14 protein-coding genes and 1 rRNA gene are annotated in these 18,069 nt (G+C 45.7%); 6 read left to right on the top strand and 9 right to left on the bottom strand.

The annotated features are described in order from the left end of the window. The 3 genes from NLX78_RS04815 to gyrA all read right to left on the bottom strand — a co-directional run. Positions 1-1,015, bottom strand: a 16S ribosomal RNA gene (locus NLX78_RS04815); the annotation flags it as partial. Positions 1,016-1,335: 320 nt separating this feature from the next. Next, a complete protein-coding gene (locus NLX78_RS04820; protein WP_061830448.1) occupies positions 1,336-2,424 on the bottom strand; it encodes an HD-GYP domain-containing protein in 1,089 nt (362 codons plus the stop codon). 215 nt (positions 2,425-2,639) lie between these two features. Next, positions 2,640-5,204 (bottom strand): DNA gyrase subunit A, encoded by a 2,565-nt coding sequence (gyrA, locus tag NLX78_RS04825; RefSeq protein ID WP_061830447.1) that lies wholly within the window; start codon positions 5,202-5,204, stop codon positions 2,640-2,642. 465 nt (positions 5,205-5,669) lie between these two features. Between gyrA and NLX78_RS04830 the strand changes: the two genes are divergently transcribed. Beyond that, positions 5,670-6,497, top strand: a complete 828-nt coding sequence (locus tag NLX78_RS04830; protein WP_254349765.1) for a YheC/YheD family protein — start codon at positions 5,670-5,672, stop codon at positions 6,495-6,497. Positions 6,498-6,637: 140 nt separating this feature from the next. Here the strand turns inward: NLX78_RS04830 and gyrB are convergent, their stop codons facing one another. The 6 genes from gyrB to dnaA form a co-directional block, all read right to left on the bottom strand. Next, a complete protein-coding gene (gene gyrB, locus NLX78_RS04835; protein ID WP_061830445.1) occupies positions 6,638-8,548 on the bottom strand; it encodes a DNA topoisomerase (ATP-hydrolyzing) subunit B in 1,911 nt (636 codons plus the stop codon). A gap of 30 nt (positions 8,549-8,578) precedes the next feature. After that, positions 8,579-8,830, bottom strand: coding sequence for an extracellular matrix regulator RemB (gene remB, locus NLX78_RS04840; RefSeq protein WP_007433255.1), 252 nt, complete (start codon positions 8,828-8,830; stop codon positions 8,579-8,581). A gap of 16 nt (positions 8,831-8,846) precedes the next feature. Beyond that, entirely contained in the window at positions 8,847-9,962 is a 1,116-nt protein-coding gene (recF, locus tag NLX78_RS04845) for a DNA replication/repair protein RecF (protein ID WP_013308098.1), read from the bottom strand. A gap of 54 nt (positions 9,963-10,016) precedes the next feature. Further along, complete coding sequence (yaaA, locus tag NLX78_RS04850; RefSeq protein ID WP_023986416.1) at positions 10,017-10,235, bottom strand: S4 domain-containing protein YaaA; 219 nt, start codon at positions 10,233-10,235, stop codon at positions 10,017-10,019. A gap of 47 nt (positions 10,236-10,282) precedes the next feature. Further along, positions 10,283-11,425, bottom strand: coding sequence for a DNA polymerase III subunit beta (gene dnaN, locus NLX78_RS04855; protein ID WP_029518977.1), 1,143 nt, complete (start codon positions 11,423-11,425; stop codon positions 10,283-10,285). A 186-nt stretch (positions 11,426-11,611) separates the two neighbouring features. Then, on the bottom strand, positions 11,612-12,958 hold the full coding sequence (dnaA, locus tag NLX78_RS04860) for a chromosomal replication initiator protein DnaA (RefSeq protein WP_103049703.1): 1,347 nt from the start codon (positions 12,956-12,958) through the stop codon (positions 11,612-11,614). Between the two features lie 1,073 nt (positions 12,959-14,031). Here dnaA and rpmH point away from each other — a divergent pair. The 5 genes from rpmH (at position 14,032) to mnmE (ending at position 17,981) form a co-directional block, all read left to right on the top strand. Next, positions 14,032-14,166: a 50S ribosomal protein L34 gene (gene rpmH, locus NLX78_RS04865; RefSeq protein WP_007433250.1), complete on the top strand. Its 135-nt coding sequence runs from the start codon at positions 14,032-14,034 to the stop codon at positions 14,164-14,166. A gap of 263 nt (positions 14,167-14,429) precedes the next feature. After that, the gene (gene rnpA, locus NLX78_RS04870) at positions 14,430-14,780 is read left to right on the top strand and encodes a ribonuclease P protein component (RefSeq protein ID WP_013312817.1); all 351 of its coding nucleotides are present in this window, start codon (positions 14,430-14,432) and stop codon (positions 14,778-14,780) included. Positions 14,781-14,851: 71 nt separating this feature from the next. Then, the gene (locus NLX78_RS04875) at positions 14,852-15,718 is read left to right on the top strand and encodes a YidC/Oxa1 family membrane protein insertase (RefSeq protein WP_029518972.1); all 867 of its coding nucleotides are present in this window, start codon (positions 14,852-14,854) and stop codon (positions 15,716-15,718) included. Continuing rightward, positions 15,715-16,476 carry an RNA-binding cell elongation regulator Jag/EloR gene (jag, locus tag NLX78_RS04880; protein WP_069290743.1) on the top strand — a complete coding sequence of 254 codons (762 nt, stop codon included), beginning with the start codon at positions 15,715-15,717 and terminating at the stop codon, positions 16,474-16,476. Before NLX78_RS04875 ends, jag begins: the two co-directional genes overlap by 4 nt. 128 nt (positions 16,477-16,604) lie before the next feature. Further along, positions 16,605-17,981, top strand: a complete 1,377-nt coding sequence (gene mnmE, locus NLX78_RS04885; RefSeq protein WP_039272137.1) for a tRNA uridine-5-carboxymethylaminomethyl(34) synthesis GTPase MnmE — start codon at positions 16,605-16,607, stop codon at positions 17,979-17,981. Positions 17,982-18,069 lie beyond the last annotated feature (88 nt).

Below are 18,069 nucleotides of genomic sequence, written 5' to 3' on the forward strand. Positions count from 1 at the left end.
TCAGAGGGATGTCAAGACCTGGTAAGGTTCTTCGCGTTGCTTCGAATTAAACCACATACTCCACTGCTTGTGCGGGTCCCCGTCAATTCCTTTGAGTTTCAGTCTTGCGACCGTACTCCCCAGGCGGAATGCTTAATGTGTTAACTTCGGCACCAAGGGTATCGAAACCCCTAACACCTAGCATTCATCGTTTACGGCGTGGACTACCAGGGTATCTAATCCTGTTTGCTCCCCACGCTTTCGCGCCTCAGCGTCAGTTACAGCCCAGAGAGTCGCCTTCGCCACTGGTGTTCCTCCACATCTCTACGCATTTCACCGCTACACGTGGAATTCCACTCTCCTCTTCTGCACTCAAGCTCCCCAGTTTCCAGTGCGACCCGAAGTTGAGCCTCGGGATTAAACACCAGACTTAAAGAGCCGCCTGCGCGCGCTTTACGCCCAATAATTCCGGACAACGCTTGCCCCCTACGTATTACCGCGGCTGCTGGCACGTAGTTAGCCGGGGCTTTCTTCTCAGGTACCGTCACTCTTGTAGCAGTTACTCTACAAGACGTTCTTCCCTGGCAACAGAGCTTTACGATCCGAAAACCTTCATCACTCACGCGGCGTTGCTCCGTCAGGCTTTCGCCCATTGCGGAAGATTCCCTACTGCTGCCTCCCGTAGGAGTCTGGGCCGTGTCTCAGTCCCAGTGTGGCCGATCACCCTCTCAGGTCGGCTACGCATCGTCGCCTTGGTAGGCCTTTACCCCACCAACTAGCTAATGCGCCGCAGGCCCATCCACAAGTGACAGATTGCTCCGTCTTTCCTCCTTCTCCCATGCAGGAAAAGGATGTATCGGGTATTAGCTACCGTTTCCGGTAGTTATCCCTGTCTTGTGGGCAGGTTGCCTACGTGTTACTCACCCGTCCGCCGCTAGGTTATGTAGAAGCAAGCTTCTACATAACCCCGCTCGACTTGCATGTATTAGGCACGCCGCCAGCGTTCGTCCTGAGCCAGGATCAAACTCTCCATTAAAGACCAACCGAAGTTAGTTTATAGAAAGAGCGATGAGCTCATGTTGAAACTGACGAGATAAAAATATCTCTTGTTTGATTTTGCAAGCAAAATCGTTTTACTCACTCGTTGTTCAGTTTTCAAAGATCAAACATTCATTGTCCGCCTCGGCGTTTCTTTCAACCCCTCAGCAACTTTTATAGTGTATCATATTTCCTAGAGTTATGTCAACACTTTTTTTTCAAAAGTGTTTTTCGCTCTTTTTGATAACACTTGAAGCGACAAGAAATAATATATCATACTTTCTTTATATTGTGCAACTGTTTTTTTAAAATACTTAGTTAAGTAACAATACACTCGATATAAAGCTCTCTTTGCAGCATTAGGTTAATGATTTCCCCATCCACTTGAATCAACGGACGAGTCGGATGATCTCGATCAGCAAATATAATTTCCCCTGTACGGTTATCATTGAGGCGCACCTTGGTTCCATTATTGAATTGGGTTAGCTTATGAATAAAAACTTGTACGACACTTGGGTCCAGCTTTCCAAATGATTCTGACTTGATTTGCTCTAGAACCAGATACGGTGATTGGGCAGGCCGGTATGTTTTCTCTAGAGTCATAGCATGGAATACATCAGCCACTCCAACGATTTTAGCGTAGATGTGGATTTGTTCCCCTTTAAGACGCAGTGGATATCCAGTACCGTCCACTTTCTCATGATGCTGAAGAGCTGCCAAACGCACACCTTCGTTAATAGCTTTCACATTTTTAAGTAGCTGGTATCCTAGTGATGTATGACTACGTATTTCTTCTTGCTCTTCCCACGTTAGTTTGGAGGGCTTGTACAGAATGGCCGGGTCCATTTTAGCGTTTCCTATGTCATGAAGCAATCCAGCAAAAGCCACCTGCATCCAATCCTTTTGAGGTAATCCGATCCATTGTGCAATGGAGTAGGAAGTAAGGGAGGTTAGCACGGCGTTGTGAAAAATATAGTCCACTTCGATCATGGCAGGCGGAGTATAGGTCATTACATTATAGCGCTGAATGTGCACCAGTAAGGACTCCAATTGTCCTCGCAGTTCATATATAGATAGATTAGAGACGAGTACCGATTGAAATGCGTTCTTAACGAGCATCACCATTTTGTCATACTCATCCTGAAATTGTTCAGATTCATCTCGCCCATCTAACGAAGGTCCTTGCGATTCAGATATTCCAGATCGAACAGTCGTAGACTCGCCACTGGATTTTGTAAGATCATCCGTTCCTACCTCAACTTGCTGGATCAGGAACGCCTGTAAAATCTCCAAGTCACGCGGTAGCAGAATGCGCCCTTTTGGTAGCAGCAAGCTGCCCATTTCTGTAAATACATCGCTTTGCAATCTAAGTCCTGCTTTTAATTCGGGTACGGGTACAGTTGTCATGGTCAACCTCTCTGTTCTCACAACAGCTGCTCCAGCTGCCAGTTATGATGTCATTATATTACTTGGGATTGATCCTGTACATTCATTTTATGCCACTTAAAGCATACTTGTCTGAATTCGTTAGCCAGAAAAAGAAAAAGGCTCCCCGACCAAATAGTCAGAGAGTCTCTTCCATCTAAAATTTAATAACTATTGTTGTTTCCATATGCAGGCTCTTATTCGCCCTCAGAAGATTCTGGGTCGTTACCTTCCGTATCTTCTGTATTCATTTCGAGAGTTGGTTCAACAGATGATAGAGAGGAGCCCTCTCCAGCTTCCCCATCCTCTAATAATTCTTCAAGCAGTTCATCCTGCTCCTCATTCTTGTTTGCTCGACAAACAGTTGCAACCGAATCATCATCGCGAATATTAATCAGCCTTACCCCTTGTGTATTCCGACCCATCGTGGAGATTTCCCCCATGCTAGTCCGAATCAAGGTGCCACTAGCTGTAATGATCATCAGATCCTCTTCGGTTTTTACAACCTTGAGACCGACAACCGGACCATTTTTATCCGTAACATTAATCGTCTTGATCCCCTTACCTCCACGGCTTTGGATACGATAATCCACAACAGGGGTACGCTTGCCATAACCTTTGGCCGTTACAATCAGGATATCCAGGCTGGTGTCTACAATATCCATACCTATTACAGCATCACTCTCATCAAGGTTGATCCCTTTAACCCCTGTAGCACTACGGCCCATAGACCGTACATCACTTTCAGGGAAACGGATAGACATGCCTTGTGCTGTACCAATAATCATTTCCTGCTGTCCGTCCGTCAGCTTCACTTCGATCAGGGCGTCATCTTCACGCAAGTTAATGGCAATCAAGCCACCTTTGCGGATATTTGCATAGTCGTCAAGAGGTGTCTTCTTTATAATTCCATGCTGGGTCGCAAAGAATAGATAGCTATCCTCCACAAATTCCTCGATTGGAATTACCGCATTGATCGACTCACCCTGTTCAATCTGAATCAGGTTAATAATCGGTGTCCCCCGGGCAGTCCGGCTTAGATCAGGAATCTCATAGGCCTTAATCCGATATACCTTACCCTTGTCGGTAAAGAATAACAAATGATGATGTGAATTCGTAATGAACAGATGCTCTACGAAATCCTCATCTTTGGTATCCATACCCACTACACCACGACCACCGCGTTTTTGACTGCGATAAGTAGTAACAGGAAGGCGTTTGATATATCCTGTATGGGTTACAGTAATAATAACATCTTCACGCGGAATGAGATCCTCATCCAGAATACTCTCTTCACCCACTGTAATTTCAGTGCGACGTTCATCAGCGAAACGTTCTTTAAGTTCATTCAGCTCTTCGCTAATAATATTGAGTACCAGATGCTCGTTCGCCAAAATCTCACGATATTCCGCAATCTTTTGTATTAGCTCGTTATATTCGTTCTCGATCTTCTCACGTTCCAAACCGGTTAAGCGTTGCAGACGCATATCTAGAATAGCCTGAGACTGTTCAAGAGTGAGCGAGAAACGCTCAATCAGTCCTTCACGAGCTGCTTCTGCAGTTTGGGAAGAACGAATCAAGGCAATAACTTCGTCCAGATGGTCAAGGGCAATGCGCAAGCCTTCCAGAATGTGTGCTCTAGCTTCGGCTTTTTTCAGATCAAATTCTGTCCGGCGACGAATAACCTCGACCTGATGTTTGAGATAATGATACAAGACATCCTTCAGGTTCAAAATCTTCGGTTCGTTGTTTACAATGGCAAGCATATTAATACCAAAATTCGACTGCATGGCCGTATGTTTAAACAAATTATTCAGAACGACATTCGGGTTCACGTCTCTACGCAACTCAATAACAACACGCATACCCGTACGGTCCGATTCATCCCGAAGATCCGTAATGCCTTCAATACGTTTGTCACGTACTAATTCGGCAATTTTCTCGACCAGACGAGCCTTATTCACTTGGTAAGGCAGCTCATGCACGATAATCCGTGCTTTATTGCCAATCTCTTCTATGGTGGTCTTCGCACGCATGGTCACAGATCCGCGGCCAGTCTGGTACGCCTGACGAATACCAGAGCGTCCTAAAATATAACCTGCTGTCGGGAAATCCGGCCCTTGAATATAATCCATAAGTTCCATCGGCGTAATGTCAGGATTTTCGATTAGTGCTTGTACACCATCGATAACCTCTCCCAAGTTATGCGGAGGAATATTGGTAGCCATCCCGACTGCAATTCCGCCGACGCCATTCACCAGCAAGTTAGGATAACGTGCAGGTAATACAACGGGCTCGCTCTCTTCACCATCGTAGTTCGGCATAAAATCAACGGTCTCTTTGTTCAAATCACGTAGCATTTCCATGGCAATCTTGGACAACCGTGCTTCGGTGTAACGCATCGCAGCCGCCATATCTCCATCCACGGAGCCAAAGTTACCGTGTCCATCCACCAACATATAACGCAAGGAAAAATCCTGCGCCATCCGCACCATCGTATCATATACAGCCGTATCACCATGAGGGTGATATTTACCGATAACTTCGCCGACAATTCTTGCCGATTTTTTGTAAGGCTTATCTGGCGACATGCCTAGCTCGGACATCGCATACAAAATACGACGGTGTACCGGCTTCAGTCCGTCCCGCACATCAGGCAAGGCACGGCTAACAATAATACTCATGGCATAATCCATAAAGGATTCGCGCATTTCCACTCCGATATCCCTATTGATGATTTGCGAGTTATTTTGATCCGCCATGCTGGTCCTCCTTCTTATCCTTCAATACAATGCTCTCTATGTGAAAAGCCTAACAAGATACTGCCTATACACTCCGCTCTCTGCGCAGGATTTTGGCTGAAATCCTCATCTGTGTAATTATATTACTTTCACAAAAAGAGCACAATTAAACGCATCTGTCCTCTTTACAGCGTAAATCCCTCGTCATTCTCTTTCTGCGAGTAGCAGATTGCTATCTCTTGTACAACTCACAAGCCCTGATTATAACAAATTCCCCAGAGCTGGGGATTAGCCCCCACCCTAAGGGCCTTTTCCACATACAATACGTATACGGTCAGGGTTCACTTAGCAAAATTCCGAAAAACGCCGTATTTCTCTATTATATCATTGTTTTACGCGCTTGTCCTTTAGTTTCCCTTGTTTTGTCAAAGTGTTGCGGATTCCAAGTACATGACTCATATTTCGAAAAGAAAGGGATGAGATTACTTGTCTATTCAGCGAGTATCCAGTAAGTGGACCAAAACAAATGCCATTCTCCCCAATCCGACATTGGCCGCTTATGTACCGGAAACACGGTTGTACACATTTGATCACTTGAACGAAATGTTGGCTGTGTATGGTACTGTCTATATTAAGCCGGATAACGGTACTTATGGAAAAGGGGTTATGCGGGCAGAGAGGCTGACAGAGCCGCTTCCACCGACAGAAGAAGGAATTATCGAAGATAGAACTTGGTATGTGCTTCGCTATGAAGTAGATACCTTCACCTTCGAAAGTCTAGAAGATCTGCATAAAGTGGTTTCTTCCCGCATACGAAAACGTCCATATCTGATCCAGCGTGGAATTCCACTTCTTCAGCATGAAGCACGCCCTTTCGATCTGAGGGTATTAACCCAGATGAATTTGAGACACCAATGGGAAACAACGCTTATTGTAGGACGCGTAGCTGCTCCTGACAAAGTCGTCACCAATCATCACAGCGGTGGGACAACGCGCTTTTTCAATGAGCTAGTCGCTCCATACATGGATGTAAAGGAAGCTGTACGACTGGAGCAAAAATTATCAAAAATGGGCGAACGGGTAGCCTGGCAGTTGCAAAAAAAATACCCACGTTTAAGGGAAATTGGATTAGATGTGGGACTGGATCAACAAAATTATCCGTGGATTCTGGAGGTTAATACGAGACCAGCAATTAAGGTGTTCTCTTCCCTTCCCAACAAAAGCCTCTATCATAAAATATTCAGATATGCAGTAGGCTACGGCCGGTACTCTTCATCCACGGGTAAAACCATACGCTCTAAGAAAAAAGCCTAAAACAATGAGTTCAAATATTCAAATACACCCGGGCTGGTTAATGAGAAGAAAAGGGACGCCCATTTGGGCGCCCCTTGGAACTCCTACAAAATACTACCTAATGAGCACGTAAAACAGCCACTAGGAAGGAACATCACACATTAAAAATCAAGATTTTTCACGTACTTCGCATGTTCTTGGATAAAGTCACGACGGGGTTCTACATTATCACCCATCAAGGTATTGAACAGTGTATCAGCCAGCATCGCGTCACTGACAGTTACCTGAAGCATAGTACGACTCTCAGGGTCCATTGTAGTTTCCCAAAGTTGGGTCGCATTCATCTCACCCAAACCTTTATAGCGCTGTACATTGTATTTCGCGTTTTCTCCAAATTCCCTGATGATCTCATCACGTTCCGCCTCGGAGTTCGCATAACGTACAACTTTGTTACGCTCCACTTTGAATAGTGGTGGCTGAGCTATATAAATATAGCCTGCATCAATGATTTTACGCATGTACCGATAGAAGAACGTCAGCAACAACGTACGAATATGGGCACCATCGACATCCGCATCAGTCATGATAATGACCTTGTGATAACGGGCTTTGGCGATGTCAAAGTCGTCTCCGATCCCTGTACCCATTGCTGTTACCATAGACCGAATTTCATCACTGGACAAAATACGGTCCAAGCGTGCCTTTTCAACATTCAGGATTTTACCGCGAATCGGCAAAATAGCTTGAAAGTGACGATCACGACCCTGCTTGGCCGATCCTCCTGCTGAGTCACCTTCGACGATGTACAGTTCACTAATCGAAGCATCCTTAGAGGAGCAATCCGCCAGTTTGCCTGGGAGCGAACTGATTTCCAGCGCACTTTTACGACGTGTAAGCTCACGCGCTTTACGCGCTGCTTCCCGGGCACGTGCTGCTTGTAAGGATTTATCAACCACCCGGCGGGAAACAGACGGATTTTCCTCTAGGAATTCCTGGAGTTTCTCTGCGAATAGGGATTCGACAATCCCTCGCACCTCACTGTTACCCAGCTTTGTCTTGGTCTGACCCTCAAACTGTGGTTCTGGAATTTTGACGGAGATAATCGCCGTCAATCCTTCACGCACATCGTCACCAGTCAAGTTGGCGTTGTTGTCCTTAATCAAGCCATTTTTACGTGCATAATCGTTAATAATCCGGGTTAATGCACTCTTGAAACCTGATTCGTGAGTTCCGCCCTCATGGGTGTTGATGTTGTTGGCAAAAGAATAAATATTCTCGGTATAGCTGTCGTTATATTGCAATGCCACTTCGACTTGAATCATATCACGCGAGCCTTCGACATAAATCGGCTGTTCATGCAGCGCTTCTCTTTTTTGATTCAAAAATTGCACATATTCACTGATTCCGCCCTCGTAGTGAAATGTATCGCTGGCGCCCGTCCGTTCATCAGTCAAGCTGATTGCAATACCTTTGTTCAGGAAAGCCAACTCACGAATCCGCGTCTGGAGCGTATCATAGTCATATACGGTCGTTTCTGTAAAGATTTGATCGTCAGGATAAAAAGTCGTTTGGGTACCCGTCTCGTCTGTGTCACCGATGACTCTGACATCATACTGCGGAGCACCACGATGATATTCCTGCTCATACAGATGTCCGTCCCGTTTAACATGCACGATCATTTTACTGGAGAGGGCATTTACTACGGATACACCAACCCCGTGCAGACCACCGGATACCTTGTACCCTCCGCCTCCAAATTTACCACCTGCGTGAAGCACGGTCATAACGACTTCCAGCGCAGATTTTTTCATTTTGGCGTGTTCACTTACTGGAATACCGCGACCGTTATCTGTAACGGTAATGCTATTGTCTTCGTGAACGACAACTTGAATGCTGTCACAGTAACCCGCCAGCGCTTCGTCAATGCTGTTGTCCACAACTTCCCAGACCAAATGATGGAGACCTTTGGCGCTCGTGGAGCCAATATACATCCCGGGACGTTTCCGAACCGCTTCCAGGCCCTCAAGGACCTGAATCTCGCCCGCATCATAAGACGGTTGATTCATAGACATGCCTTTCACCTACTTCTATAGATTCTATGGTTAAGCATTGGCAACAAACTGGTTTGCCCGCTTTTTGAGTGTTGTTGAGGAGATGGGGGAATAATACACCGTATTCTGAGTCACTACGATGGACTTGGCTTCCTCTTCGCCAATCATCTCGACATGCTTTTGCTGTTGGGCGTGGTTCACGTATTGCTTGGAGATTTTAGAGGATTTTTCAATCGAGATATCGAAAATAGCCACAAGCTCTGAAGAGCGGATGATTTTTTCTCCACCCAGATGAATATACATAGCGGTCACTCACTCCTTAGTGTTCCACATGCCCGTCGTGGACGTGATAAATATTGGCATCCTTGAGTCGTTCTGCGTTCAAAGTCTCAACCCCGGTTGCCGTGATAAAGGTCTGTACCTTGCTTTGGAAAGTCTCGATCAGCTGAGTCTGACGATAGGGGTCCAGCTCGGACAAAACATCATCCAGCAGCAGGACAGGATATTCACCAATTTCTTCATGAATTAACTCTATTTCGGCCAGCTTCAAGGACAGGGCCGTCGTCCGCTGCTGCCCCTGCGAGCCATACGTATGCACTTCTCTGCCGTTAATGGCAAAGGCCAAATCATCACGATGGGGTCCCGCCAAAGTCATGCCACGGCGGATTTCCTGTTCCCTCATTTGGGATAACTTTATCATAAATCGCTCCAATAAGACAGCTTCATCTTCTTCCTCTGGCTCACTGAAGGAGGGAACATAGGTTAATTTTAACTCTTCTGTCCCACCTGCAATCCCTTCATGAATGGCCTGAGCCCACTTTTGTAGCTTTGTTATAAATTGTTTCCGCTTTTTAACAATTTTAACACCATGCTCAACAAGTTGCTCATTCCATACCTCCAGCATCAGCTGTACTGAAGCCATATCCTTACCCCAAGCTTGCTTGAGCAGGTTATTTCGCTGCACCAATACTTTCTGGTATTGCTGCAAATGATACAGATATCCTGGCGCAACCTGTCCAATTTCCATGTCAAGAAACCGGCGGCGAACCCCCGGTGTTCCTTTGACGATTTCGAGATCCTCAGGTGCAAACATGACCACATTTAACGAACCGATAAAATCGCTCAGTTTTCGCTGCTCCAGTCCGTTGATCTTTGCTTTTTTGCCTTGTGTGGATAACGCGAGATCCAGTCTGATTTTCCCGTATTTTTTATCCACATCCGCAGCTAGGTGAGTGGAAGTAGCCCCGAAAGAGATTAACTCTTTGTCGCGGGACGTTCGATGACTTTTGGTTAAAGCCAGTACAAAAATCGCCTCTACCAGATTCGTTTTGCCCTGCGCATTTTGTCCGATCAGCAAATTAACGGGCCCAAATTCATTCAGCTCCAGCTGTTCATAGTTCCGGTACTGCTGCAAAACAATGTTGTTCACAAACACATAGGGTCCCCCTTGTTACTCCGTACCTAAAAGGAGTCCTTGCCACCCAGGCGATCATGCTCCTGCTGTAACTTCGAAACTTCCGTTGTCCTCTACTTCTACGGTATCACCCGGGTACAGTTTTCTTCCACGACGTTCTTCCGGTTCACCATTCACACGGACTTGTCCCTCTTGCAGCAGGGCTTTAGCCATGCCTCCTGTGGATACACAATCGGCTAATTTTAAAAATTGATCGAGCTTGATGTATTCGGTCTGTATAGATATCTGTTTCAAGGCTTGTTCATCCTTTCGCTTGTCCTCGGGTGGGTTAAAGCTAAACGTCAGTTGGTTGTGCGATATGGCAGGATGATATACAGCGCATTGCTGGAATCTGCCGGTTTTAAAATAATGGGACTCATAATGCCGGTAAAAGCAATCGTCAGCTGCTCGCTATCAATCACCTTGAGCACGTCGAGCATGTATTTGGAGTTGAACGAAATTTTGAGCGGCTCTCCCTCAAATTTGGACACAGTTACTTCCTCACGCACTTTGCCAAGCTCAGAGGAACTAGAGGAAATTTCCAAGCCGCCATTTTCCAGCGACTGCATTTTTACAATATTCGTTTTTTCCTCACGGGACAGCAAATAAGCACGGTCAATTGACTCACTTAAACTTTTTGTATCCACAATCAGTTCTGTTTTGTAGGAGGTCGGAATAATTCTAGAAGTATCAGGATAGGTGCCGTCCAAGATGCGGGAATAAAATAGCACCCGATCTACTTTGAATAATACCTGATTGTCCGCTACTACGATATCCACAAGCATATTTTGGTCTGGAATAATTCTGCTCAGCTCATTCAGCGTTTTGCCCGCAATGACAACATTGCTAAAGCGCAAGCCTTCAGACGTCTCCAAATGAGCGCTGCGGGTGGCAAGGCGGTGGCGGTCCGTTGCTACAAACTTCAGTTCCCCCTCAGCCAGATTCCACAACACGCCGGTTAAAATCGGTGTCGTTTCGTGGGTGGAAATGGAGAACACCGTCTGTTTAATCATATTTTTAAGTAAATCTCCTGGCACAGAGATGACTTGATTTTCTTCAATGTTGGGAAGCACCGGGAATTCTTCAGGGTCCAAGCCAACAATCTGAATTTCAGTTGCACCCGACGAGATAAAGGTTTGGAATTGGTCTTTTACCTCCATACGGATTTCCTGAGACGGCAACTTTTTGATAATTTCGACAAAGAATTTGGCTGGCAGCACAACACTACCGGGTTGTTCGACCTGAACGACAGTTTGGTCACCATCCTCCATCGGAATAAAGGATTGAATGGAGATGTCTGTATCGCTGGCGGTCAGCGTTACTCCCTGGTGATTCACATCCAGCTTAATACCGCTCAGAATTGGAATCGTAGTCCGACTTGATATCGCTTTGGATACATGTTGTATAGCCTCGTTCAAAACATTTTTCAGAATGCTGATCTTCATAAGTTCCTCCTACGGGTTTTAATCCTTCAAGCACGCGTTGACGCGGGCCTTATTTAGGTGATGTATATCTTTAAAATATATTAGTAATAGTAATAGGCGCACTGAATATGTGGATAAGTCACTGTAACCCTAATAAAATCAAGCCTATCCACATGTGTATAAATTGTGTATAGGCTCTGAACTTGTTCAGGTTGGATTTTTGATTTTTTCTATTAGGTTGTTGATAACTTTAAACAGATCCTGATCCACTTGAATGGATTTGGAGATTTTTTCGTGCGCATGAATGACAGTCGTGTGATCACGCCCACCGAAAGCTTCGCCGATTTTCGGCAAAGAATAGTCGGTTAGCTCACGAGACAGGTACATGGCAATTTGTCGTGGAAAAGCTACAGCCTTCGTCCGCTTACGCGCTTTAAAATCCTCCAGCCGTAAATTGTAAAATTCCCCGACTTGATGCTGTATATCCTGAATCGTGATCATTTTTGGACGGCTGGACGGGATAATGTCCTTCAACGCTTCAGCCGCAAGATGACTTGTTACATCCTGATTTGTTAAGGAAGAATAGGCGACAACGCGTATTAGCGCCCCTTCCAGTTCACGGATGTTCGTATCAATTTGATTAGCGATATACATCATGGCCTCATTGGGAATATCCAGGTTTTCCGCCCGCGCCTTTTTCCGAAGAATAGCAATTCTCGTCTCCAGATCCGGCGGTTGAATATCCGTAATAAGTCCCCATTCGAAGCGAGAGCGCAACCGTTCTTCCAGCGTTGGAATTTCTTTAGGCGGCCGATCGCTTGAGATTATAATCTGCTTGCGTTCCTCATGAAGCGCGTTGAACGTGTGAAAAAATTCCTCCTGCGTCGATTCCTTGCCCGCAATGAATTGAATATCATCAATGAGCAAAATATCAATGTTGCGATATTTATTCCGGAAACTTTCCCCGCGGTTGTCCCGGATGGCATTAATGAATTCATTCGTAAACTTCTCCGACGATAAATAAACGACCTTGCTGGTCGGATTGTGCTCCAAAATATAGTGCCCGATAGCGTGCATCAGATGCGTTTTCCCCAGCCCCACACCACCGTATAAAAACAGCGGATTGTAAGCTTTGGCCGGCGCCTCGGCGACGGCCAGCGATGCCGCATGGGCAAAACGGTTCCCCGATCCGATGACGAATGTATCGAATGTATATTTGGGATTCAGCATATGGGACACAGCTTCTTCATGAACGACCGGCTGCTGCTGAGGTTGTTGCTGAAGGTCGACCTCGGCGGGCTTGTTCTCTTCAATAACGAACTTGACCTCTAGCTGTTTGCCCAAAATTTCATAAACCGTTGCTCCGACTAGCTTGGTATAGCGGCTTTCAAGCCATTCCACGGCAAAAGTTGTCGGTGCAGAAATCACAATGGAGTGGTCATTTAGTTTCGCTGCCTTGGTAGCCTTAAACCAAGTGTCGTAACTCGGCTTACTCAGCTTGGTTTGTATAATGGATAGAATTTGCTGCCATAGTTCAGAGGTATGGCTGTCCACAGACGTCACTCCTTTTAAATCCTGACATTTTACCGAATTAAGCTGCAGAGAGCTGCTCTCGGCGCTTCGGCAAAACGCCTAAAATCCCAAAAATGTTGTTGAAGGCCATAAAAAGACATACCGCCGCCTAAATCATGCGGCAGTGTGGTGAGAGAACGCAGCACAAAATGACCCTGAAAAATAGCTAATGGAAATTCCGCTGCTGATCAGCAGAAGAGAGGCGATATTTCTCAGGAGGGAATGTGCGGCACGATCCGTTCTCTTGATCCCGAAGGCCAAAACGGGACTGCAATATGTCGAAATCAAATGAAAAATGTAGAATATATCCCCAGAATCCCAAATCCGCACAAAAATAAAAAGATGGATAAATTGAACTTGTTCACAACTTTATCCACAGGGTGTTGATAATATGGAGGGTAAAACAACATATTCACATTCAAAAGTAATATCATCATAGCAAAAGAAGCCTTGTATTTCAATGACTGGTGGTTATTTATCCACAAATTCAATCTGTTGTGTACAATTTTTATTCACAACACAAGATATTGTTTATAATTTGTTCAGTTTTCGACAATAACTCTTTTTTACTCTAAAATGTTATGCACAGGTTATGACCATTTAAATCACAATTCAGTTCTTTTTGTGGATCTGTGTATAACAGCTGTTGCCTTTTGGTCACAGAGGCTTATTTTTCTGTTGAAAATTTCCGGTAACGTTTCCGACATTATTTTTGAACGAACCCGATAACGTCGATCTGAAAATAGGATGGATTCAAGTCACAGAATGAAGAAATGTAAAAAGAGCAGTTTTTGGAGGAGTGAAAACTACAAATAGAATGCTGATAACGGAGGAGAGGCGAAAGAAATTTTATGAAATAAGGGAATAAAAGAGTGAGGTGAGTGAGCGGGGGAAGGGGAGGAGGCTTCCTGAATGCGAAAAAGAGGGAGAGGATTCACAAGTACATTGACTTTGGCCGCTATTTGTGGTTAAATGTACAAAGGTGTTTTTTGTGGAGATTGCTACGTTAGGTATATTCCATATAAAACGTATTCCTTGTAAGGAGGTGCAGCACAATGAGACCGACTTTCAGACCGAATGTCAGCAAACGTAAAAAAGTTCACGGCTTCCGTAAAAGAATGAGCACGAAGAATGGCCGTAAAGTTTTGGCAGCTCGTCGCCAAAAAGGTAGAAAAGTATTGAGTGCGTAATGCGTGCATAAAGACCACTACGGTGGTCTTTTTTTTCATAATTGAGGTATTCAGGGATCGGCCCCCTTCTTCTATTGTTGTGAAAATGTAGCGAAAGTAGAGGGAGAAGTCCAGCATCCTGTCCTATATTAGATGAAGCTTTTAAAAACGGATATAAAATAAGCGAGATTACCATGTTGGAATGTTGTCCATACTTCTTACTATATAAAAGGTAAAGGTAAGCTTACCGACATGTGTAAAAGAGATGAGCAAGGAGAAGCGCCGTGCAAAAAAAATTGCGTCTACGAAACCGGGCGGACTTTGGGCGCGTATACCGCCATGGCAAATCTTTTGCCAACCATCAGTTTGTGGTGTACTGGTTCCGCCGCAGAGAGGTAGAGCAGTTCCGCGTCGGAATTTCGGCCAGCAAGAAGATCGGCAATGCAGTAGTTCGCAACCGGATGCGTAGAATCGTTAAGGAAATTGTGCGCCATCATGAACATGAATTGGTGGAGCAGATTGACCTGATTTTTATCGTTCGTAAAGGTGCGGTTACAATGTCGTATCAAGAGCTGGAGAAAAGCGTGCTGCACGTTCTACGCAAAGCCTCGCTGCTCAAGTCTTCACGCCGATAGTCAGTATCTTTGTCCTACAGGATATGGTATGATTTACGTTGGAATGGATTGGTTAAGAAAGGGGTTATGAAGTGTCGCGTTTGAAGACTCAACGGGGAAAATGGTTCCTCCTGATTGCCTTATTGGCACTTGTTGCTGTGCTGTCCGGATGTGCCCAGACGGCCCACAATTCTTACACGACGGCAGACTTGGCCAATGGATCAGTTTGGCAAAGATATGTCGTTTACTGGTTTTCGTATGCGCTAGATACATTTGCCCAATGGTTCTCTGGAGAGTATGGCCTGGCCGTACTGGTTCTGGTGATTATCGTGCGAACCATTATTTTGCCGCTTACACTCAAGCAAGTACGTAGTTCCAAAGCTATGCAGGCCATTCAGCCGCAATTAAAAGAAATCCAAGCGAAGTACAAGGATACGCCTGAAAAAGTCCAGCAAGAGACGATGAAGTTGTTCCAGGAAAATAAAGTCAACCCGATGGCTGGCTGTCTTCCTTTGGTAGTACAGATGCCCATTTTCATCGCGCTTTATAATGCCATTTATTATAATTCGGCATTGCGGGATCATGACTTCTTGTGGCTCCAGTTAGGTAAACCGGATCACTTGTTTATCCTGCCGATTTTGGCAGCGATTACGACATTTGTCCAAACTTGGATGATGATGAAAATGAATCCGACGCCGCAGCAGGGACCGATGCAATTTTTGCTGTACGTCTATCCGGTGCTGATTCTGTTCATGTCGTACAACTTCCCATCCGCTTTGCCGTTGTACTGGTTCTACAGTAATATTTACACGATCATTCAAAACTATTTCCTTTATCGGAATAAGGATAAAGAAGCAGCACTTGCGAATGTGAAAACAGCCAGTCTCGCGAAAACTGGTTCCTCCAATAGTAAGAAAAAAGGTGGTAAAAACACGAAGGGGGCTAAAAAGTCGAGATGACGAAAGTCGTGACATCAGGAAAAACCGTTGAAGATGCTGTAAGACAAGGACTCTCCCAGCTGGGAGTAAGCCGTGAACGGGTAACCGTAAGCGTGTTGGAACAGCCGTCAAAAGGATTCCTGGGGTGGCTCGGGGTCAAGAAGGCGAAGGTGGAGCTTACGCTGCTCTCTGAGCCGTCTCCTGAAACCACACACGCGGCTGAACTTCATGTATCGGCTCAAGCACCTTCTAGCGTGGGACAGGCTTTATCAAAAGAAACTAGGCCTGTTGCACAGGAAGCACAGATGAACACGGAAGCACCCTCGGGACATATAGATGCTTATGAAGAGGCGGTGCGTTTCATCCGTGAAACAGCAGCAGGAATGGGACTGGACGTTAAAGTCGATGTCCGCCACCGCAAGGATGAAAGTACACTGGATATCTCCGGTCCGTCGCTCGGTATGTTGATCGGCCGCAGAGGACAGACGTTGGATGCATTGCAGTACCTGACGAATATCGTTGCCAACCGTCATTCTGACAAGTTCATCCGAATTGTGCTGGATGCCGAGCAATTTCGTGCACGTCGGCAAAAAACGCTGGAGGATTTGGCAGATCGGTTGGCGAACCAGGCTATTCGTTATGGCAAGGAAGTGGTACTGGAGCCAATGCCGTCACAGGAGCGGAAGCTGATTCATGCCAAGCTCCAACAGCATGCGCTGGTTAGAACATACAGCAAGGGGGACGAGCCCAATCGGCGCGTCATCATTGCTAAAAAATAATCCGACGCAATGGCTCTCTGCAAGATGCAGAAGCCATTGCTTTTTTTCTTATATTTCTCGCTGAAACGGCTGCCGTCCTTGATGAAGGACGGCAATGTCGTTTCTACTTGATAGGAGGTAGAAACTTTATGCTGAGTGATACTATAGCTGCCATTGCAACGGCTGTCGGCGAGGGCGGCATTGCGGTTGTACGAGTCAGCGGTCCAGAAGCGGTCACAGAAGTGGAGGCTTTGTTCCGTAGTAAAACACCTCTAAGCAAGGCTCCAACTCACACAGTACATTATGGACATATTATAGATCCTCAAAGCCAGGAAAAGGTGGAGGAAGTTTTAGTTACAGTGATGCGGGCGCCACGCTCTTTTACGACAGAAGATGTCGTAGAAATCAGCACTCATGGCGGGGTCGTAGCCGTCAAACGGGTGATGGATTTACTATTACTGCAAAATATACGTCTGGCTGAGCCAGGTGAATTTACGAAACGTGCTTTTCTGAATGGTCGTATTGATCTGAGTCAGGCGGAGGGCGTCATTGACTTAATCCGCTCCAAATCAGATAAAGCTTTTTCGGTGGCTTTGAAGCAGGTAGATGGACAACTGTCCCAGAATATTCGTCGTCTGCGTCATGTCTTGGTGGAGACACTTGCTCATATTGAAGTGAACATTGATTATCCTGAGCATGATGTTGAATCTTTTACATCTGACTTAATCAAGGATAAAAGCAGTCAGGTTATGACGGAAATTGATCGGCTGCTGCATACGGCGGAGCAGGGAAAGATTTTGCGCGAAGGGCTGACTACAGCGATTGTTGGAAGGCCAAATGTGGGCAAATCGTCACTGCTGAACACATTGGCTCAGGGCGAGCGGGCCATTGTGACCGATATTCCGGGCACAACTCGTGACGTTATTGAGGAATATGTGACGATTAATAGTATTCCGCTCAAGTTGCTGGATACAGCAGGGATTCGTGAAACGATGGATGTAGTGGAACGGATCGGAGTAGAACGTTCGAGAACGGCGGTTAGTGAAGCGGATCTGCTGCTCATCGTTATTAACGCCAACGAACCACTGCATGAGGATGAAATGGCATTAATGGAACAAATCCGCGGTAGACAAGCGATCGTCATTATGAATAAAATGGACTTACCGGCCCAAGTAGACCGGGATTTGTTGCTGCGTTATGTTCCCGAAGAGCTTATCGTACCGATGTCTGTGAAGGAAAATGAGGGAGCGGACCGACTGGAGCAGGCGATATCCAAGTTATTCTTTAGTGGCAAGCTGGAATCAGCGGATATGACATATGTCAGCAACGTACGGCATATTGCTTTGTTGAAGAAGGCGCGCCAATCGCTGGTAGATGCCTATGAAGCAGCTGATCAATTTGTACCGATCGACATGATCCAGATTGATGTAAGACTGGCATGGGAGCATTTGGGTGAGATTGTAGGCGATACTGCGCATGATGCGTTGATAGATCAAATATTTTCACAATTTTGTCTGGGCAAATAGAACATTCAAGTATGGCTGGTATAAGCCTGCTATCGTTATAGATATACAAGAGCATATTCGGCGTGAAGACCGGAATGTATAAGGAGGT

Origin of the sequence: Paenibacillus sp. Lou8.1, assembly GCF_024213565.1 — a bacterium.
Classification (GTDB): domain Bacteria; phylum Bacillota; class Bacilli; order Paenibacillales; family Paenibacillaceae; genus Paenibacillus; species Paenibacillus polymyxa_B.

Bases quoted from the DNA above. Each gene is read 5' to 3' on its own strand.
- NLX78_RS04820 (WP_061830448.1), bottom strand. From the start codon at position 2,424: ATGACAACTGTACCCGTACCCGAATTAAAAGCAGGACTTAGATTGCAA.
- gyrA (WP_061830447.1), bottom strand. From the start codon at position 5,204: ATGGCGGATCAAAATAACTCGCAAATCATCAATAGGGATATCGGAGTG.
- gyrB (WP_061830445.1), bottom strand. From the start codon at position 8,548: ATGTCTATGAATCAACCGTCTTATGATGCGGGCGAGATTCAGGTCCTT.
- remB (WP_007433255.1), bottom strand. From the start codon at position 8,830: ATGTATATTCATCTGGGTGGAGAAAAAATCATCCGCTCTTCAGAGCTT.
- dnaN (WP_029518977.1), bottom strand. From the start codon at position 11,425: ATGAAGATCAGCATTCTGAAAAATGTTTTGAACGAGGCTATACAACAT.
- rpmH (WP_007433250.1), top strand. From the start codon at position 14,032: ATGAGACCGACTTTCAGACCGAATGTCAGCAAACGTAAAAAAGTTCAC.
- jag (WP_069290743.1), top strand. From the start codon at position 15,715: ATGACGAAAGTCGTGACATCAGGAAAAACCGTTGAAGATGCTGTAAGA.
- mnmE (WP_039272137.1), top strand. From the start codon at position 16,605: ATGCTGAGTGATACTATAGCTGCCATTGCAACGGCTGTCGGCGAGGGC.